The following is a 25,591-nucleotide window of genomic DNA, read 5'->3' on the forward strand; positions in this document are numbered from 1 at the left end:
CGGCCTCCCCTTCGGGTGGCCGGCCGGGCGCGCCTATTCGAAGAGGGACGGGTCTCCGGTGCCGCGACGAAGGATCTCGGGCTCGTCCTGCGAGAGGTCCACGACGGTCGTCGGCGTGGCGCCGCATTCGCCCGAATCGATGACGGCGTCCACCAGGTGGTCGAGGCTCTCCTTGATCTCCCAGCCCTGCGTCGAGGGCTCGGTCTCGCCGGGCAGGATCAGCGTGCTCGACACCAGCGGTTCGCCGAGCTCGGCCAGCAGCGCCTGGGTGACGACGTGATCGGGGATCCGGACGCCGACGGTCTTCTTCCGGGGATGCAGCAACCTGCGCGGCACCTCCTTGGTCGCCGGCAGGATGAACGTGTACCCGCCCGGAGTCGCCGCCTTGACCAGCCGGAACACCGCGTTGCTCACATGAACGAACTGACCGAACTGCGCGAAGTCCTTGCAGACCAGGGTGAAGTGGTGGTCGCTGCCGAGGTGCCGGATCTCTCTGATCCGGTCGAGGCCGTCCTTGTTGCCCAGCCGGCACCCCAGCGCGTAGCACGAGTCCGTCGGGTACGCGATCAGCCCGTCGGCGTGCAGGGACTCGACCACCTGGCCGATCAGGCGAGGCTGGGGGTTGTCAGGGTGCAGGTCGAAGTACTTGGCCACGCATCGGATCATAGGAGCACGTACCTGCACGCATGACACGCGGCCCGGCCCGTACGGCCGGGTCACGCACCGGGCGCGGATCGTCTACGGGCGGGACGGGCGGCGCAGGCGTAAGCCGGTGAGGGCGGCGGCGAGGACCAGCGAGCCGGCCAGCACCAGCGCCCGCCCGTCGGGGCCCGCCTCGCCCCCGCCGCCCGTGTTCGCGCCACCCGTCGGCGTGGCGGTGGGCGTGTCCTCGGCGGTCTCGTCCGGGGGCGTGGCCTCCGTGTCCGAGGTGTCCTGAGTGTCTGGGGTATCCGGAGCGTCCGAGGCGTCCGGGCTCGGGGCGGTGCCGGCGGCGGTGACGGTCAGGGGGTACGACTTCGGCGCGTCCTTGTCCTGGAGCTCACACTCGATCAGGCGTCGCTGCGGGGTCGGCCCGAAGTTCACCGACGCGGGCCGGACCGTGCCCGTTCCCGGATCCCGGGGTGTGGTCCGCAGCTCGACCGTGCCCCGGGGGAGGGGGATGACCGCCCCCGGGACGATCAGGCCGGGGCTGCCGACGCCCGTCGCCGAGGTCAGCCGGTCGATCCCGCTGACGGCGGCGTAGGCGTAGAGGTTGACCTCGCCGTCCAGGCCGGTGGCGGGGGCGCGCAGCTCGGCGCCCTCGACGTACGAGCCGCGCCAGCCGATGGTCAGCTGCCGGCCTGCGGAGGCGGTCGCGGGCACGGTGAGCGTGATGTCCATCTTGACGATCTGCGTCTCGTTCGTACCGGCGGTCTTGCACGTGTACGCCGCCACCGTGCCGCTCCCGGGCGCGGGCGTGGCGAACAGCAGGACGGCCAAGGGCAGGATCAGGGGCAGGCGCACGACGTTTTCCCTTTGCGACGGATGCGACACAGAAGGGACGGCGGACGAACGCGACAGGTTGACCGGACCGTCCACATCCGGACAACGCGGGCTGTGCGGAGCTGGTTCTGTGCCGGTTCTGTCGGACCCGGGTGGTATCCATGGCTCCCATCAAGATGATCACGCTGGACGGCGGAGGCCCCGGGCTCTCGTGGAGAACGCGCAACTGAAGGTAATCGGTCTGCAACAATTCGTGCATGGCGATGTTGCGGTCAGTCAATGGCCTGCCCCACCACGGGTGCGGCGAGCTCGGGCGGGTGGCTCACGGCGCGCTGGCCGGCCCCTCGGAGTCGGCCGGGTGGCCGAGGCTGTTCCTCGGCTACAACACCCTCCCCGACCCGCCGTTCCCGCTGGTCGGCTACCTGCAGTACGAGCTGGCTCCGCCGGCGGGCGAGCTCGACCTGCCCGCGTTGCTGCGCACGATGGCCGAGTCGATGCGGGCCCAGCCCGTGCCGCCCGAGACGGCCTTCGACGAGTCCCGGCGGCGGGTGGCCACGGCGATGCGGGTCGACGCGATGGTGCTCGTCGCCCCCGCGCCTGCCCTCGCGCCGGCGGAGGGCCAGGCCGCGTGGCGACCTCCGGCGCACCGGGAGGGGCCGCGCAGGCCCGCCGCGGCGCACCGCGACGGCGCGTGGGAGCCGGCCGCGGCCCTGGCGGTCGACCGGGAGGGCGCGCAGGTGCTGCTGGTGGCCGGGCGGAGCGCCGAGGGCGGCCGCATCGGGCCGAGGCAGTCGGCCGGGCGGGCCGACCCCGCGCTGGCCGGCCTGCTGGGCGAGGTTCTCGACGCCCAGTTCGCCTGGACCAAGGCGGCCTTCGCGCTCTGACGCGGCGCGGCGAAGGCGGCAATGAGCCGGACGCATCCCCGGCCCCCGACTACTCTCCTTTGGAAGGGCATGTCTGGTGGTGGAGGGATTCGTGACGGTCAACGGGGCTGCGAGCCGCGAGGCGTCTCCTGCGGAGATGGCGACCGGTGAGGCGGTCGGCCGGGTCCTGGGCACCCAGGCCGCCTCGCCGCTGTCGTTCTGGGTCGGCCTGGAGCCCGGCAAGGTGCTCCAGCTCGACGACGTCGTGGTCACCAGGCGCGACGTGCCCGGCCACGGCCCGGTGCTGGTCGCCGGCGTGGTGACCACGGTCGAGGCCAGGCACGAGGGCGCCGCCTACGACTCCGACGTGTTCCTCATCGCCGAGGGCGCGCTGCCCGCCGCCGTGGTCGAGGTGGCCGAGGTGCGGGTGACCAGGGTCGAGCCCGAGGTGTTCGTGCCGCCGCTGCCGGGCGCGAAGGTCTTCGTGGCCGGGGCCGGCGACCGCGACCAGGCGCTCTACTTCGACGTGATGGACCGCCGGGTGCCCATGGGCATGGGCCGCGACGGCCTGCCGCTCTACGTCAACTTCGACTTCCTCGACGGCACCCGCGGCGCGCACGTGTCGATCTCCGGCGTCTCCGGCGTGGCCACCAAGACGTCCTTCGCCACGTTCCTGCTCTACTCGATCTTCAACTCGGGCGTGCTCGACGCCGAGTCGGCCAACACCAAGGCCCTGATCTTCTCCGTCAAGGGCGAGGACCTGCTCTTCCTCGACCACGACAACGTGCGCCTCGACGACCAGGCGCGGGCCGCGTACGCCCGGCTCGGGCTGCCCGCCCAGCCGTTCGGCAGCGTGCACGTGTTCGCGCCGCCGCGGCCCGGCGACCCCAACGGCGTGCCGCACGTGTCCGCCCGCACCCAGGGCGTCAGCTCGTTCTACTGGACGCTGGTCGAGCTGTGCGAGGAGGAGCTGCTGCGGTTCGTCTTCGCCGACGCCGACGACGAGCGCGCCGGCTACTCCCTGCTGGTGGGCCAGGTGGCGGCCCGGCTGAAGTCGTGGGCCGAGCCGGTCGGCGACGGCGGCGCGGTCATGATCAGGGGCACCGCCTGCCGCACCTTCGGCGACCTGGTCGAGCTGCTGTCCGACCAGTTGCAGGACGAGGCCACCCGCATCGAGTGGACCGGCGCCCAGACCCCGCTCGGCACGGTCAACGCCTTCCTGCGCAGGCTGCGCAGCGCCGTCAAGCCGCTGTCCCCCATCGTCCGCGGCGACCTGCCGTTCTTCCGGGCCCACTCGGTGCGCACGTCCGACGCCCAGGTCACCATCGTCGACCTGCACAACCTGCCCGAACGCGCCCAGCGGTTCGTGGTGGGCGTCGTGCTGCGCGGCGAGTTCCACCGCAAGGAGACCTCGGGCACGGCCAAGCCGCTGCTGTTCGTCGTGCTCGACGAGCTGAACAAGTACGCGCCGCGCGAGGGCGACTCGCCGATCAAGGAAATCCTGCTCGACGTGGCCGAGCGCGGCCGGTCGCTCGGCGTGATCCTCATCGGCGCCCAGCAGACCGCCTCCGAGGTCGAGCGCCGCATCGTCTCCAACAGCGCCGTACGCGTCGCCGGCCGCCTCGACCCGGCCGAGGCCGCCCGCTCCGAGTACGGCTGGCTGCCCCCGGCCGTCAGGGAACGCGCCACGATCGCCAAACCGGGCACCATGTTCGTCGCCCAACCGGAGATCCCGGTACCGCTGGCCGTCGCCTTCCCGTTCCCCGCCTGGGCGACCCGGCCGGCCGAGGCGGCCTCGCGGGTCAGCCCGTCGGCCGACCCGTTCCAGGGGTTGCCGGGCGTCGAAGACGACATTCCGCCGTTCTGAAGGGAGCTCGGTGAAATTCCTGCACACCGCGGACTGGCACGTGGGCAAGGTGCTCAAGGGCCGCTCCCGCATGGACGAGCACCGGGCCGTGCTGCGCGAGCTGGTCGCGGCGGCCCGCACCCACGACGTCGACGCGGTCGTGGTGGCCGGCGACCTGTTCGACACCTCCGCGCCGACGCCCGAGGCGCAGTCGCTGGTGCTCAACGCGCTCATGGCGCTGCGCGGCGACGGCCGTGACGTGGTGGTGCTGGCCGGCAACCACGACAACCCGCAGCTCTTCGAGGTCTACCGGCCGGTGCTGGGCAAGCTCGGCATGCACGTGGTGGGCGTCTTCCGCCGTCCCGACGCGGGCGGCACGCTGGCCTTCACCGCGCGCACGGGGGAGCCGGTGCGGCTGGGCGTGCTGCCGTTCCTGTCCCACCGCTATGTCGTACGCGCCGCTGAGGTGCTCACCGGCACCACCGCCGACCACAACCGTGACTACGCCACCCGCATCTCCGAGCTGGTCGGCGCGCTGACCGCGGGCTTCCAGAGCGACACCGTCAACCTGATCACCACGCACGGCACCCTGCCGGGCGGCGCGTTCGGCGGCGGCGAGCGCGAGGCCCAGTCGATCTTCTCCTACTACTTCGAGCCCAACGCCTTCCCGGTCTCCACCCAGTACGCCGCGCTCGGCCACCTGCACCGCAGGCAGCAGATCCCCGGCCCGTGCCCGATCTGGTACAGCGGCTCGCCGCTGGCCGTCGACTTCGGCGAGGAGGGCAACACGCCGGGCGCGCTGCTGGTGGAGGTCACGCCGGGGCGGCCCGCGGTGGTGCGGGAGCTGACGTTCGCCGCGGCGCGCCGGCTGCGCACGGTGCGCGGCACGCTGGAGCAGCTGGAGGGCCTGGAGGCGGGCGACGACTGGCTCAAGGTGATCGTGGAGGAGAAGCCCCGCGTCGGCCTGTCCGACCAGGTGCGCGACCTGCTGCCCGGCTCGGTCGACGTCGTCCTCGACGAGCGGTTCAGGCCGGTGCCCGCGGTGCGCCGGGCCGGGTCGGCCGCGCGCAGCCCGCGCGAGCTGTTCCGCGAGTACCTGACCGCGACCGGCCGCCACGACGACCAGGTCGCCGCCCTGTTCGACCGGCTCTACGACGAGGTGACCGGCTGATGCGTCCCCTGCTGCTGCACCTCGACCACTTCGGCAGTTTCCGCGAGCCGGCCACCGTCGACTTCTCCGACACCGAGTACTTCGCCCTGGTCGGCCCGACCGGCGCCGGCAAGAGCACGATCATCGACGCCATCTGCTTCGCCCTGTACGGCACCGTCCCGCGCTGGGGCAAGGAGAACGTCATCGCCCACGCCCTGGCGCCGTCGGCGAGCTCGGGCAAGGTGGCGCTGGTGTTCGAGAGCGACCGGCGGCGCTACGGCGTGGTGCGCTCGCTGGTCCGCGACGCCAAGGGGACCGTCCGTACCAAAGAGGCCAGGATCGACGAGCTCGACCCGGCGGCGCCGCTCGACGCGGCGTACGAGATGGTGCTGAAGCCGCTTGCCGAGGGCGAGAACGTCACGCCCGAGGTGCAGCGGGTGACCGGCCTGGAGTACAGGTTCTTCACCCAGTGCGTGGTGCTGCCGCAGGGCCGGTTCGCCGAGTTCCTGCACGCCGCGCCGCGCGAGCGCCAGGACCTGCTGGTGCAGCTGCTCGACGCCGACGTCTACGAGCTGATCAGGCAGCGGGCCGCCCGCGACGAGGAGGCCGCGCGCAACGCCGCCGCCTTCGCCCGCGACCAGCTCGCCAAGCTGGCCGGCGCGTCCGACGAGGCCGAACGCGAGCTGGCCGACCGGCTGGCCGCGCTGCGGCGGCTGGCCGGCACCATCGACACCGACCTCGACCTGCTGCGCTCCCGCGAGGGCGACATCGGGCGGGCCGAGCAGGAACGCGCGGCGGTGGCCGAGCGGCAGTCGGCGCTGGCCGCGCTGCGCATGCCGCCCGCGGTGCCGACGCTGGCCTCGGCCCGCCGCGAGGCCGCCGACGCGGTCGCCGCGCTGGAGACCGAGACGGCGTCCGTGGAGGCCGACGAGCACGAGGCGTTCGAGGCGCTGGCCGCGCTCGGCGACCGCGCCGAGCCGGTGGCCGCGCTGGCCGCCCTCGACGCCCGCGAGCGCCTCACCGCCCAGGCCGCCGACGCCCGCCGGGCGGCGGCCGAGGCCGCCACGGCGCTGGAACGCCTCACGCCCGCGGTCGCCGACGCCGAACGCGCGCTGGCCGACGCCGAGCACGAGCGCGAACGGCTGCGCGACGCCCACACCGCGGCGGGTCTGAGCCACCGGCTGGCCGTGGGGGAGCCGTGTCCGCTCTGCCTGCGCCCGCTCACCGAGCTGCCCCACCACGACAGGCCCGCCGATCTCGGCGCCGCCGACCGCGCCCTGGCAGCGGCCCGCGACCACGCTGCCCGTGGCCGGGCGGCCCTGGCCAAGGCCGAGACGTCGGCGTCCATGCTGGCCACCCAGTCGAGCCGGCTCGACGCCGAGCTGGCCGCGCTGCCCGCCCCCGGCGACCGCAACGAGATCGAAGGCCGACTGGCCGCCATCGCCAAGGCCGAGGCCCTGGCCACCGAGGCCCGTACCGCCATGCGCAACGCGCGCAAGAAGCTCGAACGCGCCCGTACCGCCGCCGAACAGGTCGAACGGCAGGCCGAGAGCGCCTGGCAGACCCTCGCGGCCACCCGCGACCGGCTGCTCGTGCTCGCGCCCACCGGCGACGCGCCGCCGCCGCTCACCCGCGACGACCTCCACCGCGCCTGGACCGAGCTGCTCGGCTGGCGCGACCGGGCCGCCGAGGCCGCCCGCGCCGCCCTGGCCGAGCGCGAGCAGGAGCTCGCCCAGGCCACCGCCCGGCTCGCCGCCGAACGCCACCGGCTGACCGAACGCCTGGCCGAGCACGGCGTCACCGTCCCGCGCAACGCCACCCCCGACCAGCTCGGCGCGGCCGTCGCCGGAGCGGTCGCGCGGGCCGACGGCGCCCTCGAACGGGTCCGCGAGGAACGCAGGCGCGCCGCCGAGCTGGAGAGCGCCGTCGCGGAGAAGGATCACGAGGCCAAGGTCGCCCACGAGCTGGCGCTGCGCCTGCGGGCCAACGCCTTCGAGCGGTGGTTGTGCGCCGAGGCCCTGGCCGTGCTGGTCGCCGCGGCGTCCGAGACGCTGATGGAGCTGTCCGACGGCCAGTACGAGCTGGCGCTCGGCGAACGCACCGGCGACATCGAGGTCATCGACCACGGCGAGGCCGGCCTGCGGCGCAGCGCCCGCACGCTGTCCGGCGGCGAGACCTTCCAGGCCGCGCTGTCCCTGGCCCTGGCGCTGTCGGGGGCCGTCGCCAGAGGGCTCGACTCGATCTTCCTGGACGAGGGCTTCGGCACCCTCGACCCGGCCACCCTCGACACCGTCGCCACCACCCTCGAACGCCTGGCCGCCGGTCAGGAGCGCATGATCGGCGTCGTCACCCACGTCCCGGCGCTGGCCGACCGGGTGCCCGCGCGCTTCGAGGTGCTGCGCGACGCGAAGGGCTCGCACGTGCGCAAGGTGGGGCCGTGAACCCGGGCTTCACCGTCGACCCCTGGGACCCGGGTTACGCCGCCGCGATCGCCGTCGAGGCCCTGTCCGAACTGGGCGCGACCAGCGCCGAGCTGGTGCTCGACATCGAGCGGCCGGCCGCCGACTGGAAGCCCGTCACGCCGGGCCCCGGCGCCGCCGCCCCCGAGACGCTGCTGGTCGCCGACGGGGTGCGCCGGATCGACGCCCGCGTGTGGGTGCACGATCCCGACCTGCCGATGCCCGTCCCCGGGATCGCCGCCTCCTACGCCGCCGGGATCGTCCGCTGCGGGCGCGAGGGGGCCGAGCTGGCCGCGATCGAGGTCAACAGGACGCTGATCTCGGCCTCGCCGTACGCGCCCGAGGTCAAGACCGCGCACGCCTCCTACCTGCCGAACAAGGCCGCCGACTCCAGCTTCGAGGAGTTGTCGCTCGCCCTGCAACGCCAGGTCACCCAGCTGGAGGTGGACCTCGCCGTCCGCCACCGGTCGCTGGGCGACGACCTGCTGCTGGTGGACGGCCCGCTGCGAGGACGCACCCACCTGCCCCGGACGGTCGGCTACATCAAGACGCACCACGCGGCGTACCTGCCGCAGCCGCAGTCGGCCGTGGTGGCCGCGCTCACGCCGGGGCAGCGCACGCCGGTGTTCCTCATGGGCACGAGCTGGCGCCGGCACGCCTGGTACCTGCGGCTGCCGGTCCAGTCGACGGCGCCGTGGGCGGGGATCGCCCGCTGCGAGGCCAGCGCCGAGCTCGACCCCGCGCAGGTCGTCGAGCTGGCCGACGCCGTCACGCTGGCCCTGCCGGCGCTGGCCGGCGTCGACTACAAGGACCCGCGCGCCCCCCAGAACCTGGTCCCGATCGGCGGCCTGGAGAAGCTGCTCCGCCACCATCTGGGCGACCCGCGCCTGCTCTACCGTTCACTGCGCACGGCCGCCCACCAGTAGCCCGGTCAGCCGGCCGGGAGGGTGGCGGTGACGACCAGGCCGCCGCCCTCGCGCGGGCGGGCCGTCACGTCGCCTCCGTGCGCGACGGCCACCGAGCGCACGATCGACAGCCCGAGCCCCGCGCTCGTCCCGGTGACCACCCGTTCGGCGCCGTGCCGGTGGAACGGCTTGAACAGCAGCGGCACGTCGTACGGGGGGATGCTCGGCCCGCTGTTGCTCACCTCCACCTCGGCCCGCCCGTCCGGCGTCGTCCGGCTCACCACCCGGACCCATCCGCCGTCGCCGAGGTTGTGCCGGACGCCGTTCTCGACCAGGTTGTGCACCAGCCGTTCGAGCAGCAGCGCGTCGCCCGCGGTCGGCGCGGGCCCGGCCTCCTCCTTCACGACGACGTTCGCCTCCGCGGCGGCGCGGGCGGTCTGGGCGACGACGTGCGAGACGATGTCGGCGAGGTCCACCGGGGAGCGGTCGGCGATCTCCTGCTCGGAGCGGGCCAGCAGCAGCAGGCCCGAGATGAGCCGCTCGTGGCGGGCGTTGATCTGCAGCAGGCTCTCGCCCAGCTCCTTGACGTCGTCGGAGGCGGTACGCCGGTGCATCGCCAGCTCCACCAGCGCCCGGTTGAGCGTCAGGGGCGTGCGCAGCTCGTGGGAGGCGTTGGCGACGAACCTGCGCTGGCCGTCGAAGGAGTGGTCGAGCCGCTCCACCATCGTGTCGAACGTGTCGGCCAGCGTCTTGACCTCGTCCGGGGGGCCGCCGAGCGCGATGCGCTCGTGCAGGCCGCGTTCGGCCATGGGGGCGGCGGCGATCCTGCGCGCGGTCTCGGTCACCAGGTGCAGCGGGGCCAGCACGCGTCCGGCCACCACCCAGCCGAGCCAGATGGCGGTCCCGCACACGACGACCAGCGCGATCGCGCCCTGGGTGAGCAGCGAGGTCGCGGCGGCCTCCCGCACCCCTTCCTCCTGCTGCCGCATCCAGTCGACGGCGGCGGCGCCGGCCAGCTCGACGCCGTCCTGCTTGAGGAAGATCACGTTCTTGCGGGTGCCGGCGGTGGTCACGAACCGGTTCTCGAACGACTGCGCGAGTTGCTGGTTGAACAGCAGGTACGTGACGCCCAGCAGGGCCAGCCCCGCCACCAGGAACAGGGCGCCGTACACGAGGGTGAGGCGCAGCCTGAGGGTGGGGTGCGGCAGTCTCATGCGATCCGGTACCCCACTCCCGGCACCGTCTCCACCACCGGCGGGTCGGCCAGCTTGCGGCGCAGCTTGAGTATCGTCAGCCGCACCGCGCCGGTGAACGGGTCGGCGTGCTCGTCCCACGCCTTCTCCAGCAGGTGCTCGGCCGAGACGACCGCGCCCTGCGCCCGCATCAGCTCGGCCAGGACGGCGAACTCCTTCTTCGACAGCGGCACGAACCGGCCGTTCCTGAACACCTCCCTGCGCCCGGGGTCGAGCGTGATCCCGGCCCGGCGCAGCACCGGGGGAGTGGCCGGGCGCGAGCGCCGTCCCAGCGCCAGGACGCGCGCCGCCAGCTCGGGGAAGGCGAACGGCTTGGACAGGTAGTCGTCGGCGCCGATGGACAGCCCGCTGACCCGGTCGTCGAGCTGGGCGGCGGCCGTGAGCATCAGCACCCGCGCGTCGGAGTCGGAGGCGACCAGCTCCCTGCACACGTCGTCGCCGTGCACGCGCGGCAGGTCGCGGTCCAGGACGACCACGTCGTAGTCGTTGACCGCGATCCGCTCCAGCGCCGCCGCGCCGTCGTGCGCGAGGTCGACCGCGTGGGTCTCGTCGCGCAGCCATTCGGCGATCGCGCCGGCGAGCACGCGCTCGTCCTCCACCACCAGCACCCGCATTCCGTACCTCCGGCTCGATTCTTGCGCGGGTGGTATTTGATCCGGATAAGCCGGAGATGGAAACACTGGAGAAACACGTCCGCGTATTGCATCTCCCCTCGTAAGGCCACCGGCTTTCGAGCGAGGAGAACATTCATGCGAGGACGATCCCTCATGGCGCTGGCCGCGGCCGCGCTGTTCCTGACGGCGTGCGGCGCCCAGGAAGGCGGGTCGGACGTGGCGTCGGTGACCGGCACCGGCACCGGCAACCAGCCGACGGCCGGCGCCACGGCCACCGCCGACCGCAACGCGCAGGCCGTGAAGTACACCACCTGCCTGCGCGAACAGGGCCTGGACATCGCCGACCCCGGCCCGGACGGCCGGATCCAGATGAAGTTCGACAAGAGCTCCGGCGGCCCGGAGAAGGTCCAGAAGGCCATGGACGCCTGCAAGGCGCTCCAGCCCGCGGGCATGAACCTGGGTAAGGGCGGCGACCCCAAGCAGGCCGAGAACATGCGCAAGCAGGCGCAGTGCATGCGGGACAACGGCGTGGAGGCGTTCCCCGACCCCGAGGGCGGCATGGTGCGCATCACGCCCGAGGTCGGCGAGGACCCCGACTTCAAGGCCGCGCAGGAGAAGTGCCGGATGAACATCGGCGGGGGACAGGGGGGCTCTTGATGGGCACGGCCACCATCGACGGAAAGGCCGAGCCGGACGCCCCTTCCCCGCGCGCCCGCCGCCGCCGCGGCGGGCGGGCGGTCCTCGCCCTCGTCGGGGTGGCCGCCGTCGCGGGGGCGGCGGTCCTGGCGGTCAATCCCGGCGGGCTGCTGGACGGCGGCGCCACCCCGTCCGCGTCGGCCGGCGCGCTGCCCCCGGCCACCACCCCGGTCACCCGCCAGACGCTGAACGACACCAGGGACGCCGACGGCGAGCTCGGCTACGGCCCCGTCACCACGGCCATGGCCAGGAAGGCCGGCACCGTCACCTGGCTCCCGGACAGCGGCGACCGGATCACCCGCGGCCGGTCCCTGTACCGCCTGGACAACAAGCCGGTCATGCTCCTGTACGGCACCACCCCCGCCTACCGCGACCTGCGGATCGGCAGCGAGGGCAAGGACGTCGAGAACCTGGAGCGCAACCTGCGCAAGCTCGGCTACGACGGCTTCACCGTGGACGACGAGTACACCTACGACACCGCCCAGGCGGTGCGGGAGTGGCAGGAGGACCGCGGCCTCGACGAGACCGGCGTGGTGGAGCTGGGACGGGTCGTCTTCGCCCCCGGCAAGGTCCGGGTGGAGAGCCTGGAGGCCGAGCAGGGCCAGCCCACCGGCCCCGGCCAGAAGATCCTCACCTACACGGGCACGAAGAAGGTCGTCACCGCCGAACTGGCCGCCGAGGACCAGCGGATGGCCAGGAAGGGCACCAAGGTCTCGGTCACGATGCCGGACGGCAAGGACGTCACCGGCCGGATCACCGAGGTGGCCACGATCATCGACCCCGGTGACGGGCAGAACGCCGACCCGGAGACCCGCCTGGAGGTGCAGGTCTCGCTGGGGAACGCCAAGGCGGCCAAGGGGCTGGACCGGGCGGCGGTGAAGGTGACGTTCACCGCCGACCGGCGCAAGGGCGTGCTGACCGTGCCGGTGTCGGCGCTGGTCGCGTTGCGGGAGGGCGGGTTCGGGGTGGAGGTGGTGGAGGGTGGCCGGTCGCGATATGTCGCCGTACGGACCGGGTTGTTCGCCGGTGGGCGCGTCGAGATCTCCGGCGACGGCCTCACCGACGGCATGACGGTGGGAATCCCGAAATGACCCCCACCTCGAACCACCCCGAAACCCACATTTCGCCCCCTGCGGACACCTCCGCCCCGAGCCTTGCGGGCACGCCCGCCACAAGCCCGGCGGAGGAGGGGCGGGCCATGATCGTGCTCGCCGGCGTGTCCCGGACCTATCCCGGCGGGGTGGCCGCGTTGGACGCGGTGTCGCTGGAGGTCCGGCGCGGCGAGCTGGTCGCCATCGTCGGCCCGTCGGGCTCGGGCAAGTCCACGATGCTCAACATCGTCGGCACCCTCGACCGCCCGTCGGCGGGCCGCGTCGAGATCGACGGCTACGACGTCTCGACGCTGTCGGACAACGAGCTCTCGGCCCTGCGCGCGACCACGATCGGCTTCGTCTTCCAGCACTTCCACCTGGCCGCCAAGGTCTCCGCCCTGGACAACGTGGCCGACGGCCTGATCTACACCGGCCTGCCGCCGGCCGAACGCCGCCGCAGGGCAGCGACGGCGCTGCGCCGCGTCGGCCTCGGGCACCGCGTCGACCACGAGCCGCACGAGCTGTCCGGCGGCGAGCGGCAGCGCGTGGCCATCGCCAGGGCGGTGGCCGGCGACCCGCCGCTGCTGCTGGCCGACGAGCCCACCGGCGCGCTGGACTCCGTCTCCGGCGCCGGCGTGATGGACCTGCTGCACGAGCTGAACGGGAGCGGCACCACCATCGTGATCATCACCCACGACCGCGAGATCGCCGCCGGCCTCCCCCGCCAGGTGAGCATGCGAGACGGCCGCATCGTCTCCGACTCGGCCTCCGACTCGGCCTCCGACTCCAGCGCGGACTTGGGCTCCGGTTCCGGTTCCGGTTCAGCGGGCGGTGGCCGGTGCGTGCGCGAGCCCGTCGAATCCGAGGTGGCGTGATGGCGACCCTGGAGCGCCCCAGGCTCTCCCCGGCCAGGATGCGCCCGCGCGACGTGATGCGCGTCGGCGCGGTCGGCCTGCGCACGCGCCCGCTGCGGGCGTTCCTGTCGGCGCTCGGCATCGCGATCGGCATCGCCGCGATGATCGGCGTGGTGGGCATCTCGTCCTCCTCCAGCGCCGAGCTGGACCGCACGCTGTCCGCGCTGGGCACGAACCTGCTCACCGTCTCCTCCGGCACCACGCTCCTGGGCGAGGCGGCCCAGATGCCGATGGACGCCGAGGCGATGATCGAGCGCATCGGCCCGGTGGAGTCGGTCTCGTCCACGGGCAAGGTGCCCGAGGCCAAGGTCTACCGCAGCGAGGAGATCCCGGCGCCCCAGACCAACGGCCTGGTCACGATCGCCGCCCGCCTCGACCTGCTGCCGACCGTGGGCGCGACGGTCCGCCGCGGCACCTGGCTCAACGCGGCCACCGAACGCTACCCGGCCGTCGTGCTCGGCTCGGCCGCCGCCCAGCGGCTCGGCATCGGCACCGTCACCCCCGACACGCAGGTGGTGATCGGCGGCATCCGGTTCACGGTGGTGGGGCTGCTCGACCCGGTGCCCCTGGCCGAGGAGCTGGACAGCGCGGCCCTGGTCGGCTGGCCGGTCGCGGAGTCCAGGCTGGACTTCGACGGGCATCCGACCACGTTCTACACCCGCTCGCAGGAGGCGAGGCTGGAGGACGTGCGGTCGGTCCTGGCCGGCACGGCCAACCCCGAGGCGTCCAGCGAGGTGGACGTCTCCCGCCCGTCCGACGCGCTGGCCGCCAAACAGGCGACCAGCCAGGCCTTCGCCGGGCTGCTGCTCGGCGTCGGGGCGGTGGCGCTGCTCGTGGGCGGCGTCGGCGTGGCCAACACGATGGTCATCTCGGTGCTGGAACGCCGCGCGGAGATCGGCCTGCGCCGGTCGCTCGGCGCGACACGGGGCCAGATCCGCACCCAGTTCCTCGCCGAGTCGCTGCTGCTGTCCGCGCTGGGCGGCGCGGGCGGGATCCTGCTGGGGGCCGGCGTCACCGTCGCCTACGCCTTCTCCCGCGGATGGCCCGCCGTGGTGCCCGCGTGGGCGACCGTCGGGGGCCTGGCGGCCACGCTGCTCATCGGCGCGGTGGCGGGGCTCTACCCGGCCGTGCGCGCCTCCCGGCTGTCGCCGACGGAGGCGCTGTCGGCGCCGTGAGACAGGCGCCCCGGGTCAGGACAGAGCGGATCAGGACAGAGCGGATCAGGACAGAGCGGATCAGGACAGAGCGGGTCAGGACAGAGCGGACCCGGGGGCGGGGGAGTAGCAGGTCGTCCTGCCGACGATCCTGACGTTCGGCCCGTCGAGCACGGTGAGCTCGAACGTCAGGTTCGTCCGGGGGTTGCGCACGACGGAGACGACCGGGGTCTCGTCACGCAGGTCGAGGTCCTCGACGATCTGGTCGTAGCCCAGGTCCTGGAGGGTGTGCAGGAGGCCGTCGGGAGCGTCGGCGGCCTCGCCCTCGGCCCGGACGAGCCGGCGCACCTGGCCGGGCACGCACGAGCGGTCCTCGGTCTCGTCGGAGCGGTCGGCCGGCGAGACGCGCAGAGGGCCGCTGGTGAGCAGGGCGTCGGTGTCGGCGGCGAGCTGCCTGGCCGCGTCCTCGAAGGAGGACTGGCGGTCGGAGGTACAGGCTGCCGCGACCGCGACGCACACGAGCACCGCGGACATCATGACCGAGCGACCAGCCAGGCGCACGTTGGGACGATATCGGAGATCAATTCCGCGCGCAGGGGGATTAACGCAATATTAATGGCCGATATCAAATTGCCATCTGGTCGCGCATTCTCAGGAGGGGCCGGATTTCAGCTCGTCCAGCTTGCGTTCGATGCGGTCGAGGCGCCGGCACAGCTCTTCCAGGTCGCCGCGTTCGGCGTCCTCCTCCTCGGGGCGCAGGCGGACCAGGAGCGAGCCGCCGGGCTCCAGGCGTACCAGGTCGGTGTCGGTGACGCTCTCGGCCCCCCGGAGCTGCAGCATCACGTTGAGGTCGGCCTGCCGCACGCCCATCCGGCGCAGCGCGGAGGGGATGAAGTGCCCGTCGCGGGCCAGGACGACCGGCGTGCCCTCGAACACCCTGCCGACCGAGGGCACGGTGGCCGCCAGCCGCACCACGATCGAGTTGACGGCCACCAGGATCACCACGCCCACCAGGCCGCCGACCAGCGAGTTGTCCGGGCCGATGATCGCGTTCTGCACGACGTTGCTCATCAGCAGCATGACCACGAAGTCGAAGTTGTTGAGCTGCGCGATGCCGCGTTTGCCGGCGATGCGGAGCAGCACGGCGATCGTCACGTAGACGGCGATCGTCCTGACGGTCTTGTCGGCGACGGAGACCCCCAGGTCGAACAGGTCGCTCACCGGCGCCTCAGCTTGGCGATCAGCCCCAGGTCCTCCACGCAGCGTCCGAGCCCCAGGGCCACCGAGTCGGTGGGCCGCTCCGCGCGCCGCACCGGCATGGACAGCCCCTCCTGCAGCCGCCGGCGCAGGCCGGGCAGCAGCGCACCGCCGCCGACCAGCACCATTCCGCGCTCGCCCAGGTCGGCGGTCAGCTCGGGAGGGCAGCGTTCCATGGTGTGCTCGGCGGCCCGCACGATGTGCTCGACCGGCTGGACGGCCGCCTCGCGCACGCGCGCCGCGGGCAGCGCCACCGCGCGCTCCTCGCCGGTGCCGGCGTCCCTGCCGCGGATCAGCACGTTCCCGGTCGGCTCCCGCGTCGCGCGCAGCTTGGCCGCCTCGGCCTCCCGCTCGTCGGCCAGCAGGCCGTGCTCGTCCTCGACCAGGCGGGCGACGGCGCGGGTCACGGCGTTGCCGCCGCCGCGCACGGTTCCGGCGGCGACCACGGCCCCGCAGGACAGCACGGCGACCCTGGTGGCGTCCCGGCCGATGTCGACGACCATGTGCCCGCTGCCGTCGCGCACCGGCAGGCCCGCGCCGAGCGCGGCGGCGATCGCGTGCTTGACCAGCAGGATCCCGCGGGCCTCCGCCTCGAAGCCGGCGTCGCGCAGCGCCACCCGCTCGATCGGCGTGAACTCGTCCGGCACGGCCATCACCAGGCGCGGCCGGGGGAAGGGGTGCCGGTGCACCTTGCGCAGGAAGTGCCTGATCATGCGCCGGGCGAGCTCGCCGTCCTGGGGCAGGCCGTCGCTGATCGGCCAGTACGTCTCGCCGTCAACGCCGTCAGCGCCGTCAACGCCGTCAGCGCCGTCAACGCCGTCAGCGCCGATCGCGCCGGTCACGGCATCGGCGCCGAAGCCGACGACCTTGCCCGTCCGCCGGTCGCGCAGGACGACCGACGGCTCGTCCAGCACGATGCCCCTGCCCTTGGCGTAGATCCTCGTGCCGGCCGCGCCGAGGTCGATCGCCAGGTCACGACCCAGGAGGCTCATCGCCGTACTGGGAGGTTGAGCATCATGCCTGGGTGTATATCCGGCGCTTCTCCAACGCAACACCAGGAACCGCAGAGTTCCGTTTTACCCTTCGCGCCGCAAGGCGGCCAGGGTCTCGTCGGCCCACTGGATGCCGGAGCGCGCCTGGTGCAGGCCCAGGGAGAGGGCGTACTTGCCGAACAGGCCCTCGGGCTGGCAGTCGAGCACCGCGAGGCGGGCCTGGAAGTGGCCCTTGATGCGCTCGACCACGGCGGCGGCCTGCTCGGCGTCGAGCAGCGCCAGCAGGAACGCCTGGAGGGCGGTCTCGCTGCGCACGGTCGCCGACGGGTCGTGGCCGACCAGCCACTCGGTGACCAGCGTGCGGCCCTCGGGGGTGATGGCGTAGATCTTGCGGCCCCGGGCACCCTCGTGCTCGACCGTCACCAGGCCGTCGGCGGCCATCTTGACCAGCTCCGGATAGATCTGCGTGTGCCCCGCCTGCCAGACGTGGTTGAGCGAGTGCTCGAACTTCTTGGCCAGGTCGTAGCCGCTGGCCGGGCCTTTGGTGGCGAGCAGGCCGAGGAGCGCGATCCGCAGGGACATGTCCGCCAGCATACCGAAGGCTTGACATGTCAGCTCTTACATATCAATCTTCACCTGTGACTAATGACATGAAGACCAAGGGCAACGGGCTGGTGTTGCTGGCGGTGCTCGGCGGGATGTTCCTGGCGATGCTCGACCAGACGATCGTCGGCACCGCGCTGCCCCGCATCACCGGCGAACTGGGCGGCACCCGGCTCTACACCTGGGTGGTCACGGCCTATCTGCTCACCTCCACGGTGACCGTGCCGCTGTACGGCCGGCTCTCCGACCAGCACGGCAGGAAGCCGCTGCTGCTCGTCGGGATGTCGGTGTTCGTCGTCGGATCGGCGTTGTGCGGGCTCGCCCAGGACATGACCCAGCTCATCGCCTTCCGCGCCGTGCAGGGGCTGGGCGCGGGCGCGTTGTTGCCGCTGTCGCTGGCCCTGGTGATGGAGATGTTCCCGCCCGGACGCAACGGCGCCCGCGTGCAGGGCGCGCTCGGCGGCGTGATGGCCTTGACGTACCTGGCCGGGCCCTTCCTGGGCGGGTTGTTCACCGACCACGCGAGCTGGCGGTGGGCCTTCTACGTGAACGTGCCGCTCGGGATCGTGCTGATCGCGATCGTGGTGCTGCGGCTGCCGTTCCGTGCGGGCACCGGCGGCGGGGGCCGGCCGGACTACGCGGGCATCGCGGTGTTCAGCGTGGCCATCAGCGCCCTGCTGCTCGGCCTGACCGAGAAGGGCCTGGACGGCAACTCCTGGACGTCCCCGTCCGTGGCCGGGCCGATCCTGCTGGCGCTGGTGCTGCTGGCCGCGTTCGTGCTGGTCGAGTTGCGGGTGGCGAACCCGGTCATGCCGATGCACCTGTTCCGGGACCGTACGTACACGCTGGTCAACGCGACCTCCTTCTTCACCGCCTTCTGCATGTACGCCGGCGTGGTGTTCCTGCCCCGCTACTTCCAGCAGGCGCTGGGCGTCAGCGCCACCGAGTCCGGGCTGAGGATCTACCCGATGACGCTGGCCATGGTGGCGGGCAGCGCGCTCATGGGCACGCTGATGTCCAGGACGCGCACGTACAAGCCGTGGCTGGTCGGGGCGCCGTTCCTGCTGGCAGCCGGCAGCCTGCTGTGCCTGAACCTCACCGTGCGCACCGACGGCCTGCTGCTGGCCGGGTGGATGGCGCTGCTCGGGCTCGGCATGGGGCCGATGTTGTCGGGGCTGACCGTGGCCGTGCAGCAGGCCGTCCCGCCGCGGTACATCGGCACGGCCTCGGCCAACCTCACCTTCTTCCGGCAGATCGGCGGCTCGGTGGCGCTGGCGCTGGCCGGCACCGCGTACACGTCGGTCATCACCACGGACGCGCCCGTCCACGGGCTCGCGGCCGCGCACGCCTCGGCGGCGGCCGTGGTCATCCCGTCGCTGGGCGTGGCGGGCGCGGTGATCGCCCTGGTCGCGCTGGTCATGATGCCCGGCAGGCGGCTGGAGCAGGCGCCCGCCGCGGAAAGCAGAGTGGAGGCCGGTTTCGCGTCGTAAGCGACGTCGTGCGAAGCTGTGGATGTCCCCAGAACCAGGAGGTCCTCATGGCGGAAACACCGGAGCCGGAAGTCAGCGAGACTCCCGAGGACGAGATGAAGCGCAAGTTCCGCGAGGCGTTGGAACGCAAGCGCGGGCAGCAGGCCGAGTCGGCCGCGGGTGGCAGGGGCGTGGACCCGTCGAAGATCCACGGGGCGCACGGTCCGGCAGCGAGTAAAAGATCCTTCAGGCGCAAGAGCGGCGGCTGAAAGGCCCGATTTAGCAGGGGGTACGGCATGCCGTGCCCCCTTTCTCTTTGCCATGATAGGTAGATCTTTACCCGGTTCATGACGATTCGTTTGTATTTGTCCGAATCTCTGGGTACGGTCTTAACCAATTACCAGCTGGTGGCGTAGTCCCTACCAGGAGAGGGACGACAGCTGGCGCCGAATCCCGACCTGTCGGGAACCGGGGACCCATCTCATTGGGGTGAGTCCGGCCATGTGCCGGTAGGGCATCTCCACGCCCGAACCCGTCAGCTAACCCGGTAGGCGAGATGGAGAGGACTTCACGCATGTACCACCTCGTCGTACCCCCGGACAGTGTAGTGACGACCGCCTGCTGAGCGGTCTCTTCCCTGACTTCCCCCACGCGCCGCGTAACCACCTTTTCGGCGCTCTGCCCGGTTACGCACCGTAGTCACGCGCGTTCCCCCTGTCCCCTCGCGAAGGACTTCACTGCTTCATGTCTCGATTTGGCCTGCGCTCTCTCGCTCTGCTGTCCGTGTCCGCCATGGGCGCGCTGACGATCTCCGCCACCGGCGCCCACGCCGACACCGGCGACGACCAGAAGATCCTGCTCAAGGGTTCCACGAAGGCCTCGTACTTCTGGGACGACTCCTCCGGCCGCGCCGGCGACACCGGCCTGCCCGCCAGCGGCAAGCCCATGCAGAAGGGCCTGGCCGCCAGCCCCAGCTGGCCCCTCATGACCGAGGGTTACGTGACCTACAACGGCAAGAAGATGCCGTTCTTCGTGGGCGACCGCGGCCCCGGCGAGCCCTCCAGCCGCGGCGTCATGCTCGACCTCGACGCCAAGACCTTCGCCGAGCTGACCGGCGGCACCTTCAACCCCGACACGCTCGGCGTGGACGGCAACGGCGGCCAGGGCCACATCAAGATCGACTACGTCATCACCAAGTGGGGCGACGGCAAGGGCAAGAAGAACTACCCCGTGGCCTTCTCCACCGGCGCATGGGGCCGGTTCGACGACAACCCGGCCGAGCCCCCCAAGGTGCTGGCCGAAAAGCCCGCCGACGACGCGGCCGGTTCCGCCGGCGGCCAGGTCGGGAAGACCGTCGCGATGGGCGGCACCGTGATGGCCGGCGTGCTCGTGCTGGCCGGCGGCGGCGTGGTGCTCGGCGGCGAGCGTCTGCGCAAGCTCCTCAACGACTGATCTCGGGGCAGACCGCTCTTTACGCCCCACGACCAGAATGACATTCTGGTCGCTGTGATCCAGCGTGCAGCCGCCAACGGCATCGAGATCGCCTACGAGAGCTTCGGCTCCCCGGAAGGCAGGCCCCTGCTGCTCATCATGGGACTCGGCGCCCAGCTCATCCACTGGGACGACGAGTTCTGCGAACTCCTGGCCGAGCAGGGCCACCACGTCATCAGGTTCGACAACCGCGACGCGGGCCTGTCCACCCACCTCCACGACGAGGGCGTGCCCGCATGGGGTGCGCCCTCGCCGTACGTGCTGGACGACCTGGCCGACGACAGCGCCGGGCTCATGGACGTCCTGGGCCTGCCCGCCGCGCACGTCGTCGGCGCCTCGATGGGCGGGATGATCGCCCAGGCGCTGGCCATCCGGCACCCCGCCCGCGTGCTGAGCCTGACCTCGATCATGTCCACGCCCAGCCCGCAGGCGGCCCCGCCGACCGAGGCGGCCGCCGCGGTGCTCCTCGCCAAGCCCGCGACCGACCGCGAGGGGGTCGTCGCCGGCGCGCTGACCACCTGGGCCGTGCTCGGGTCCCCCGGCTGGGAGCTGGACCGCGAACGCGTCACCAGGCTGGCCGGGCTCGCCTTCGACCGCTGCCACGACCCGGCCGGCACCGCCCGCCAGCTCGCCGCCATCATGGCCTCGGGCGACCGCACGTCCGCGCTGGGCGGGCTGAAGGTGCCCGCGCTGGTCATCCACGGCGAGGACGATCAGCTCGTGCCGCTCGCCGGCGGGCGGGCCACGGCCGCCGCCATCCCGGGCGCCCGCCTGGTCACCTACCCCGGCATGGGCCACGACCTGCCGCGCCCCCTCTGGTCCGCGATCATCGCCGAGATCACCGCCCACACCGGCTCCGCGACGCCCGCCCGGCCGGAGCCCGCCGCGTGACCCGCCGCACGGCCCGCCCCACGGCCCGCCCCACGGCCCGCCCCACGGCCCGCCGCGGAGCCTTTGTCGCGCGGGCCGTCAGAGCTCCAGCTTCTCTTCGATGACCTTGAGCATGTGCCGGGCCAGGGCCAGGTTGGCCCGGTTGCGGTCGAGGGCGAGGTAGAGGAACAGGCCCTTGCCGCTGCGGCCGGTCAGCGGGCGGATGATGTGGTACTGGGCGGTCAGCGTGATCAGGATGTCCTCGATGCCGTCCTTGAGGCCCAGCGAGTCCATCGTGCGCAGCTTGGCCTTGATGACCTCGGTGTTGCCCGCCGCCGCGACCTGCAGGTCCAGCTCCTTCGAGCCGCCGAGCGTGCCGAGCGCCATGCCGCTGCCGTGGTCGACGATCGCCGCTCCGATCGAGCCGTCGATGCTCATCATCTCTTTGAGGGAGACGTCCATGCCTGCCATGCTTTCCTCCGCTTCGGTGGGGATGGTCAGTGTTTGCGTGCCACGGCGGCCACGGAGGCCGCCGTCTTCCTGCCCTCCAGCCGGAGGAGCCCGACGTTGGCGCCGGGTCCCGCCAGAACCGTGAGGACGATCGTGGGGCCCGCGGCGTAGAAGGCCACGAACCCTGCGGTGCCGGACACGAGGGTCTCCTCGAACGTCCCGCGGCCCGCCATGGTCAGCATCCGGCCGCTCATCGCGAGCAGCGCCGCCGACAGCGCCGCCACCTGCTCGCCGGTGTCTCCTTGCAGGTCGCAGGCGATCCGCAGGCCGTCGACGGTGCACGCGACGCTGCCGGTGACGTCCGGCGTGCGGCCGCGCAGGAGCTCCATCTCGGCCAGGACCTCTTGCCGTAGCTCCACGGGTGGCCTCCTCCTGCGTCGTGAGGGGAACCTCACGGCATCTCCTCCAGGGCCTTCTTCAGCCGCAGCAGCAGCGTCAGATCGGCCGGATCAGCCGTCGGCACCGGCCCCGAGCCCGGCCCGGCGCGCCCGTCGCCGGCGGGAACGGCCACCGGGGCCGGCACCCGCTTGGGCAGCGCCTCCCCGTCGTCCGTACGGCGTTGCGCGGGCCGTACCGGATCGGGCGGGACGAGGAGGCCGGCGGCGGCCAGCCTCCTGACGGCCAGCAGCACCGAGTAGCCCGACCGGCCCAGCTGCCGGGCCAGCTCCAGCGGGGTCGCCTTGTGGTCGGCCCGTACGACGACCTCCCACTGCACCTGGCTGAGCGCCACCCCGTGCCCGGGCAGGCGCGGGACCGGCCGCACGGGCTGGCTGTCCACCTCCGGCGAGGGCCAGATGCCGGCCAGCTGCTCGCGGCGGCGGGCGGACTCCCGCACCAGCTCCTGGACGTCGAAGAACCACTGCCCGCCCAGCCAGTGCTCCTCCCCGGGCCGGAACTTCGGCCGCACGCCGGTCACCGGCAGCAGGAAGAAGGCGGCGTCGTGGACCACGCCGAGCACGGCGTACTGGAGCTCGGCCAGGGTGACCGGGCCCTCCCGGAGCAGCCGGGCGCGGCCGCCGTCGGCCTGCAGGGCGCGCAGCGCCGGCTCCGGCACCCGCCCCCTGGCCGCGAACAGCCGCTCGACGCCCGGCGTCTGGGCGCACTCCATGTACGTCACGCGCCCGTCCGACAGGTAGATCGTGCCGTTGCGGCCCAGGCGGAGCGCACCCGTCGCGCGTTCGCGGGCGAGTCCGGCCAGGAGTGAGTCGAGCGCGGCCATGGCTCAGGCGGTCAGCAGGTCGGAGATGGCCCGCAGGCGGTAACGGGCCAGGGCCAGGTTCGACCGTTCCGGGTCGAGGCGGACGTAGATGACCAGCGGCCCCTCGAAGACCGTCTCCAGCAGCCGGAGCAGGTGGTGTCCCCGGTCGGTGGTGACGATCATGTCGTCGATGCGCACGATCTCGCCGGGGCACGTCCTGGTCAGCCCGTCGGTGGTGGCGCGCAACGCCTCGGTCAGCGCCGCGGCGGACCTGTCGGCGTCCACGCCGGACGCGCTGCTGAAGGCGACCGCCATGCCGCTCGTGCCGTCGACCAGCATGGCGTCGAGCGCGCCCGGTATCGACATGACCTCAGCCAGGCAGGTGTCCACTCCCAGCACCGCGAGCCTCCCTCCGTCGTGGGACGGGGAAAGCGTAGGGGGCCACAAGAGACCAGAAGGTACGCGATTAACCGAGAGATACGTTTTTATACGGCCAGGACGAAGAAAAGCATCACTCGTGCGGAAATATGATCAATTCACGAGATTTTTTCACGATGGCGGAGGATTTCGTGCACGTTCTCCTCGGCCCACCGCGCGACCACCGAGATCGGCGCGTGCAGCGAGCGGCCGAGGTCGGTCAGCGCGTACTCCACCCGCGGTGGCACCTCGGCGAAGACCTCGCGGGTGATCAGCCCGTCCAGCTCCATGGCCCGCAGCGTCTGGGTGAGCACCTTCGGCGTCACGCCGCCGATCCGCCCGCGGAGCACGGTGAAGCGCATCGGCCCGTCGCTGAGGCTGAGCAGCACCAGCACCGACCACTTGTCGCCGATCCGGTCGAGGACCAGCCGGGTCGGGCAGTTCGGGTCGAAGGCGTCACCGGTATCCATAAGGTACTTATAGCACGATGAAGTAACCAGTATCTATTGGATACTGTGCTTCTCATGAAGATCCTCGTGTTCGGCGCGACCGGAATGATCGGCCAGCGCATCGTCACCGAACTCACCGGCCGCGGCCACGACGTCACCGGTGTCAGCCGCCGCGGTCCCGTCAAGGGCGACGTCCACGACGCCGCCACGCTCGCCAAGGGCTACGACGCCGTCGTCTGCGCCATCGCCCCGCCGCGTGACGGCACCGAGCCCGAGCCGCCGTTCCTGGCCGCCAACCGCGCCCTCATCGACGGCCTGCGCGCCGCCGGGGTGAGCCGGGTGCTGGTCGTGGGCGGCGCGGGCAGCCTCAAGGCCGGGCCGGACGTCGACCTGGTCGACACGCCCGGCTTCCCGGAGATCTACAAGAAGGAGGCCAAGGCCGCGCGGGCCGCGCTCGGGCTCTACCGGGAGGTGACCGACCTCGACTGGACCTACGTCTCACCGGCCGCCGAGATCGCGCCCGGCGAGCGCACCGGCGTCTACCGGATCGGCCGCGACGACCTGCTCAGCGACGCCGACGGCCGCAGCTTCATCACCGCCGAGGACTACGCGGTGGCGATCGCCGACGAGCTGGAGGAGCACGCCCACCCGCGCACCCGCATCACGGTCGCCTACTGATCGTCCTCGTCCGGGTCGTCGGGCAGCAGCGCCTTCTCGTCGGGCTTGTGCACCAGCACGTTGTCCACGTACGACTTCACCGCCGTGGCCAGCCCGACGTCGCCGCCCGCCGCCTCCGACAGGTACCAGCGGTGGTCGAGTATCTCGTGGAAGAGCTGCGCGGGCTCCAGCTTGCCGCGCAGCCCGGCGGGGATGTCGTCGACCGTCGGATGGAACACCTCGGCGAGCCAGCGGTGGGCGACGATGGCCTCGTCCTCGTGGCGCAGGCCCTTGGCGACCCGGTAGCCGTCCAGGTCGTTGAGCAGCCGCCGCGCCTGGTTCTCCTCCACGTCGAGCCCGGTCAGCCTGATCAGCCGGCGCTGGTGGTGGCCCGCGTCCACCACCTTCGGCCGGACGATCAGGCGGCCGGTGCCGACCTTGCGCCGCACCATCATCTCGGCGACGTCGAAGCCGAGCAGGTTCAGGCGGCGGATGCGCTGCTCCACGCGGTGCCAGTCGACCTCGTCGATGATCTCGCTGTCGGTGATCTCGGCCCACAGGCGGTGGTAGCGGGTGACGATGTCCTCGGCGGTCTCCATGGGGTCGATCGACGGGTGCAGCAGCCCGCCGGCCTCCAGGTCGAGCATCTCGCCGAAGATGTTGGTGTGGGCGACGTCGATGTCGGTCAGCCGCTGGCCCTCGCTGATCATCGGGTGCATCTCGCCGGTCTCGGCGTCCACCAGGTAGGCCGCGAAGGCGCCGGCGTCCCGGCGGAAGAGCGTGTTGGACAGCGAGCAGTCGCCCCAGTAGAAGCCGTTCAGGTGCAGGCGCACCAGCAGCACGGCGAGCGCGTCGAGCAGGCGGGTCAGCGTGTCGGGGCGCAGGGTGCCGGACATCACGGCGCGGTAGGGGAGCGAGAACTGCAGGTGCCGGGTGATCAGCGCGGCGTCCAGGCCCTCGTCGCGGCCGGTCACGTACGCCACGGGCTCGACGGCCGGGGCGTCCAGCCGGGCCAGGTCCCACAGGAGCTGGTACTCGCGTCTGGCGTACCGCTCGCTGATCTCCTTGATCGCGTAGACCTTGCCGGACAGCCGGGCGAACCGCACGACGTGGCGGGAGATGCCGCGCGGCAGATCGACCAGATGATGCTTGGGCCAGTCGGCCAGCGGGACGTCCCAGGGGAGCCGGATGAGGTCGGGGTCGCCTAGCGCGCCAGTGATCTGCAGGGGCATGAACGTCAGGATATGGTGC

The 25,591-nt window shown here is 72.4% G+C and carries 28 protein-coding genes and 1 riboswitch; of the genes, 14 read left to right on the plus strand and 14 right to left on the minus strand.

What is annotated here, in order from left to right:
* Positions 1-33 precede the first annotated feature (33 nt).
* Positions 34-654 carry an L-threonylcarbamoyladenylate synthase gene (locus tag ACFYYW_RS35785; protein WP_387655566.1) on the minus strand — a complete coding sequence of 207 codons (621 nt, stop codon included), beginning with the start codon at positions 652-654 and terminating at the stop codon, positions 34-36.
* Positions 655-738: 84 nt separating this feature from the next.
* On the minus strand, positions 739-1,503 hold the full coding sequence (locus tag ACFYYW_RS35790; protein ID WP_387655568.1) for a hypothetical protein: 765 nt from the start codon (positions 1,501-1,503) through the stop codon (positions 739-741).
* Positions 1,504-1,739: 236 nt separating this feature from the next.
* Between ACFYYW_RS35790 and ACFYYW_RS35795 the strand changes: the two genes are divergently transcribed.
* The 5 genes from ACFYYW_RS35795 to ACFYYW_RS35815 all read left to right on the plus strand — a co-directional run bounded on the left by ACFYYW_RS35795 (position 1,740) and on the right by ACFYYW_RS35815 (position 8,726).
* Positions 1,740-2,366, plus strand: a complete 627-nt coding sequence (locus ACFYYW_RS35795; RefSeq protein WP_387655571.1) for a hypothetical protein — start codon at positions 1,740-1,742, stop codon at positions 2,364-2,366.
* Positions 2,367-2,502: 136 nt separating this feature from the next.
* Positions 2,503-4,212 carry an ATP-binding protein gene (locus ACFYYW_RS35800; protein ID WP_352323316.1) on the plus strand — a complete coding sequence of 570 codons (1,710 nt, stop codon included), beginning with the start codon at positions 2,503-2,505 and terminating at the stop codon, positions 4,210-4,212.
* A gap of 10 nt (positions 4,213-4,222) precedes the next feature.
* Positions 4,223-5,362: an exonuclease SbcCD subunit D gene (locus tag ACFYYW_RS35805; RefSeq protein ID WP_387655574.1), complete on the plus strand. Its 1,140-nt coding sequence runs from the start codon at positions 4,223-4,225 to the stop codon at positions 5,360-5,362.
* Entirely contained in the window at positions 5,362-7,782 is a 2,421-nt protein-coding gene (locus ACFYYW_RS35810; RefSeq protein WP_387655577.1) for an AAA family ATPase, read from the plus strand. The genes ACFYYW_RS35805 and ACFYYW_RS35810 overlap by 1 nt, the downstream gene beginning before the upstream one ends.
* Positions 7,779-8,726: a hypothetical protein gene (locus ACFYYW_RS35815; RefSeq protein ID WP_358288212.1), complete on the plus strand. Its 948-nt coding sequence runs from the start codon at positions 7,779-7,781 to the stop codon at positions 8,724-8,726. Before ACFYYW_RS35810 ends, ACFYYW_RS35815 begins: the two co-directional genes overlap by 4 nt.
* Before the next feature lie 5 nt (positions 8,727-8,731).
* Here ACFYYW_RS35815 and ACFYYW_RS35820 read toward each other — a convergent pair whose 3' ends face one another.
* Together ACFYYW_RS35820 and ACFYYW_RS35825 are read right to left on the minus strand one after the other, a co-directional pair.
* The gene (locus ACFYYW_RS35820; RefSeq protein WP_352323320.1) at positions 8,732-9,919 is read right to left on the minus strand and encodes a HAMP domain-containing sensor histidine kinase; all 1,188 of its coding nucleotides are present in this window, start codon (positions 9,917-9,919) and stop codon (positions 8,732-8,734) included.
* On the minus strand, positions 9,916-10,572 hold the full coding sequence (locus ACFYYW_RS35825; protein WP_352323321.1) for a response regulator transcription factor: 657 nt from the start codon (positions 10,570-10,572) through the stop codon (positions 9,916-9,918). The genes ACFYYW_RS35820 and ACFYYW_RS35825 overlap by 4 nt, the downstream gene beginning before the upstream one ends.
* A gap of 135 nt (positions 10,573-10,707) precedes the next feature.
* On the opposite strand from ACFYYW_RS35825, the gene ACFYYW_RS35830 reads away from it, so the two are divergent.
* The 4 genes from ACFYYW_RS35830 to ACFYYW_RS35845 all read left to right on the plus strand — a co-directional run bounded on the left by ACFYYW_RS35830 (position 10,708) and on the right by ACFYYW_RS35845 (position 14,448).
* Complete coding sequence (locus ACFYYW_RS35830) at positions 10,708-11,229, plus strand: hypothetical protein (protein ID WP_387655581.1); 522 nt, start codon at positions 10,708-10,710, stop codon at positions 11,227-11,229.
* A complete protein-coding gene (locus tag ACFYYW_RS35835; protein WP_387655584.1) occupies positions 11,229-12,359 on the plus strand; it encodes an efflux RND transporter periplasmic adaptor subunit in 1,131 nt (376 codons plus the stop codon). Before ACFYYW_RS35830 ends, ACFYYW_RS35835 begins: the two co-directional genes overlap by 1 nt.
* Before the next feature lie 107 nt (positions 12,360-12,466).
* Positions 12,467-13,234: an ABC transporter ATP-binding protein gene (locus tag ACFYYW_RS35840; protein WP_387655586.1), complete on the plus strand. Its 768-nt coding sequence runs from the start codon at positions 12,467-12,469 to the stop codon at positions 13,232-13,234.
* The gene (locus ACFYYW_RS35845) at positions 13,234-14,448 is read left to right on the plus strand and encodes an ABC transporter permease (protein WP_387655588.1); all 1,215 of its coding nucleotides are present in this window, start codon (positions 13,234-13,236) and stop codon (positions 14,446-14,448) included. Before ACFYYW_RS35840 ends, ACFYYW_RS35845 begins: the two co-directional genes overlap by 1 nt.
* Before the next feature lie 75 nt (positions 14,449-14,523).
* Here ACFYYW_RS35845 and ACFYYW_RS35850 read toward each other — a convergent pair whose 3' ends face one another.
* The 4 genes from ACFYYW_RS35850 to ACFYYW_RS35865 all read right to left on the minus strand — a co-directional run bounded on the left by ACFYYW_RS35850 (position 14,524) and on the right by ACFYYW_RS35865 (position 17,258).
* Positions 14,524-14,988 (minus strand): hypothetical protein, encoded by a 465-nt coding sequence (locus ACFYYW_RS35850; RefSeq protein ID WP_387655590.1) that lies wholly within the window; start codon positions 14,986-14,988, stop codon positions 14,524-14,526.
* Positions 14,989-15,078: 90 nt separating this feature from the next.
* Entirely contained in the window at positions 15,079-15,648 is a 570-nt protein-coding gene (locus ACFYYW_RS35855; protein WP_387655592.1) for a DUF421 domain-containing protein, read from the minus strand.
* Entirely contained in the window at positions 15,645-16,676 is a 1,032-nt protein-coding gene (locus tag ACFYYW_RS35860) for a rod shape-determining protein (protein WP_387655595.1), read from the minus strand. Before ACFYYW_RS35860 ends, ACFYYW_RS35855 begins: the two co-directional genes overlap by 4 nt.
* An 84-nt stretch (positions 16,677-16,760) precedes the next feature.
* On the minus strand, positions 16,761-17,258 hold the full coding sequence (locus tag ACFYYW_RS35865) for a helix-turn-helix transcriptional regulator (protein ID WP_387655598.1): 498 nt from the start codon (positions 17,256-17,258) through the stop codon (positions 16,761-16,763).
* 56 nt (positions 17,259-17,314) lie between these two features.
* Between ACFYYW_RS35865 and ACFYYW_RS35870 the strand changes: the two genes are divergently transcribed.
* The 4 genes from ACFYYW_RS35870 to ACFYYW_RS35885 all read left to right on the plus strand — a co-directional run bounded on the left by ACFYYW_RS35870 (position 17,315) and on the right by ACFYYW_RS35885 (position 21,130).
* Entirely contained in the window at positions 17,315-18,769 is a 1,455-nt protein-coding gene (locus tag ACFYYW_RS35870) for an MDR family MFS transporter (RefSeq protein ID WP_387655600.1), read from the plus strand.
* A gap of 47 nt (positions 18,770-18,816) precedes the next feature.
* A complete protein-coding gene (locus ACFYYW_RS35875; RefSeq protein WP_387655603.1) occupies positions 18,817-19,017 on the plus strand; it encodes a DUF5302 domain-containing protein in 201 nt (66 codons plus the stop codon).
* Positions 19,018-19,182: 165 nt separating this feature from the next.
* Positions 19,183-19,317, plus strand: a riboswitch (cyclic di-AMP (ydaO/yuaA leader).
* Between the two features lie 175 nt (positions 19,318-19,492).
* Positions 19,493-20,200, plus strand: coding sequence for a hypothetical protein (locus tag ACFYYW_RS35880; protein ID WP_387655606.1), 708 nt, complete (start codon positions 19,493-19,495; stop codon positions 20,198-20,200).
* Between the two features lie 54 nt (positions 20,201-20,254).
* Positions 20,255-21,130: an alpha/beta fold hydrolase gene (locus tag ACFYYW_RS35885; RefSeq protein ID WP_387655608.1), complete on the plus strand. Its 876-nt coding sequence runs from the start codon at positions 20,255-20,257 to the stop codon at positions 21,128-21,130.
* A 78-nt stretch (positions 21,131-21,208) separates the two neighbouring features.
* Here the strand turns inward: ACFYYW_RS35885 and ACFYYW_RS35890 are convergent, their stop codons facing one another.
* From ACFYYW_RS35890 to ACFYYW_RS35910, 5 genes are all read right to left on the minus strand, one after another.
* A complete protein-coding gene (locus ACFYYW_RS35890; protein ID WP_352323333.1) occupies positions 21,209-21,580 on the minus strand; it encodes a hypothetical protein in 372 nt (123 codons plus the stop codon).
* Positions 21,581-21,606: 26 nt separating this feature from the next.
* Positions 21,607-21,978 (minus strand): roadblock/LC7 domain-containing protein, encoded by a 372-nt coding sequence (locus tag ACFYYW_RS35895; RefSeq protein WP_352323334.1) that lies wholly within the window; start codon positions 21,976-21,978, stop codon positions 21,607-21,609.
* A gap of 32 nt (positions 21,979-22,010) precedes the next feature.
* On the minus strand, positions 22,011-22,838 hold the full coding sequence (locus ACFYYW_RS35900) for a DUF4388 domain-containing protein (RefSeq protein WP_387655613.1): 828 nt from the start codon (positions 22,836-22,838) through the stop codon (positions 22,011-22,013).
* A 3-nt stretch (positions 22,839-22,841) separates the two neighbouring features.
* Complete coding sequence (locus ACFYYW_RS35905; RefSeq protein WP_352323336.1) at positions 22,842-23,216, minus strand: roadblock/LC7 domain-containing protein; 375 nt, start codon at positions 23,214-23,216, stop codon at positions 22,842-22,844.
* Positions 23,217-23,353: 137 nt separating this feature from the next.
* Positions 23,354-23,704 carry a helix-turn-helix domain-containing protein gene (locus ACFYYW_RS35910; RefSeq protein ID WP_357978540.1) on the minus strand — a complete coding sequence of 117 codons (351 nt, stop codon included), beginning with the start codon at positions 23,702-23,704 and terminating at the stop codon, positions 23,354-23,356.
* Between the two features lie 54 nt (positions 23,705-23,758).
* Between ACFYYW_RS35910 and ACFYYW_RS35915 the strand changes: the two genes are divergently transcribed.
* Complete coding sequence (locus ACFYYW_RS35915) at positions 23,759-24,361, plus strand: NAD(P)-dependent oxidoreductase (protein ID WP_387655617.1); 603 nt, start codon at positions 23,759-23,761, stop codon at positions 24,359-24,361.
* On the opposite strand, the gene ACFYYW_RS35920 is transcribed toward ACFYYW_RS35915, so the two are convergent.
* Complete coding sequence (locus ACFYYW_RS35920; RefSeq protein WP_352323339.1) at positions 24,355-25,572, minus strand: DUF4032 domain-containing protein; 1,218 nt, start codon at positions 25,570-25,572, stop codon at positions 24,355-24,357. The genes ACFYYW_RS35915 and ACFYYW_RS35920 overlap by 7 nt on opposite strands.
* Positions 25,573-25,591 lie beyond the last annotated feature (19 nt).

Origin of the sequence: Nonomuraea sp. NPDC001831 (assembly GCF_042892035.1) — a bacterium.
In the GTDB taxonomy this organism is placed as follows: Bacteria; Actinomycetota; Actinomycetes; order Streptosporangiales; family Streptosporangiaceae; genus Nonomuraea.

Bases quoted from the DNA above. Each gene is read 5' to 3' on its own strand.
- ACFYYW_RS35920 (WP_352323339.1), bottom strand. From the start codon at position 25,572: ATGCCCCTGCAGATCACTGGCGCGCTAGGCGACCCCGACCTCATCCGG.
- ACFYYW_RS35830 (WP_387655581.1), top strand. From the start codon at position 10,708: ATGCGAGGACGATCCCTCATGGCGCTGGCCGCGGCCGCGCTGTTCCTG.
- ACFYYW_RS35800 (WP_352323316.1), top strand. From the start codon at position 2,503: ATGGCGACCGGTGAGGCGGTCGGCCGGGTCCTGGGCACCCAGGCCGCC.
- ACFYYW_RS35890 (WP_352323333.1), bottom strand. From the start codon at position 21,580: ATGGCAGGCATGGACGTCTCCCTCAAAGAGATGATGAGCATCGACGGC.
- ACFYYW_RS35880 (WP_387655606.1), top strand. From the start codon at position 19,493: ATGTCTCGATTTGGCCTGCGCTCTCTCGCTCTGCTGTCCGTGTCCGCC.
- ACFYYW_RS35900 (WP_387655613.1), bottom strand. From the start codon at position 22,838: ATGGCCGCGCTCGACTCACTCCTGGCCGGACTCGCCCGCGAACGCGCG.
- ACFYYW_RS35840 (WP_387655586.1), top strand. From the start codon at position 12,467: ATGATCGTGCTCGCCGGCGTGTCCCGGACCTATCCCGGCGGGGTGGCC.
- ACFYYW_RS35795 (WP_387655571.1), top strand. From the start codon at position 1,740: ATGGCGATGTTGCGGTCAGTCAATGGCCTGCCCCACCACGGGTGCGGC.
- ACFYYW_RS35915 (WP_387655617.1), top strand. From the start codon at position 23,759: ATGAAGATCCTCGTGTTCGGCGCGACCGGAATGATCGGCCAGCGCATC.
- ACFYYW_RS35910 (WP_357978540.1), bottom strand. From the start codon at position 23,704: ATGGATACCGGTGACGCCTTCGACCCGAACTGCCCGACCCGGCTGGTC.
- ACFYYW_RS35860 (WP_387655595.1), bottom strand. From the start codon at position 16,676: ATGAGCCTCCTGGGTCGTGACCTGGCGATCGACCTCGGCGCGGCCGGC.
- ACFYYW_RS35810 (WP_387655577.1), top strand. From the start codon at position 5,362: ATGCGTCCCCTGCTGCTGCACCTCGACCACTTCGGCAGTTTCCGCGAG.
- ACFYYW_RS35845 (WP_387655588.1), top strand. From the start codon at position 13,234: ATGGCGACCCTGGAGCGCCCCAGGCTCTCCCCGGCCAGGATGCGCCCG.
- ACFYYW_RS35865 (WP_387655598.1), bottom strand. From the start codon at position 17,258: ATGTCCCTGCGGATCGCGCTCCTCGGCCTGCTCGCCACCAAAGGCCCG.
- ACFYYW_RS35825 (WP_352323321.1), bottom strand. From the start codon at position 10,572: ATGCGGGTGCTGGTGGTGGAGGACGAGCGCGTGCTCGCCGGCGCGATC.
- ACFYYW_RS35835 (WP_387655584.1), top strand. From the start codon at position 11,229: ATGGGCACGGCCACCATCGACGGAAAGGCCGAGCCGGACGCCCCTTCC.
- ACFYYW_RS35875 (WP_387655603.1), top strand. From the start codon at position 18,817: ATGGCGGAAACACCGGAGCCGGAAGTCAGCGAGACTCCCGAGGACGAG.
- ACFYYW_RS35820 (WP_352323320.1), bottom strand. From the start codon at position 9,919: ATGAGACTGCCGCACCCCACCCTCAGGCTGCGCCTCACCCTCGTGTAC.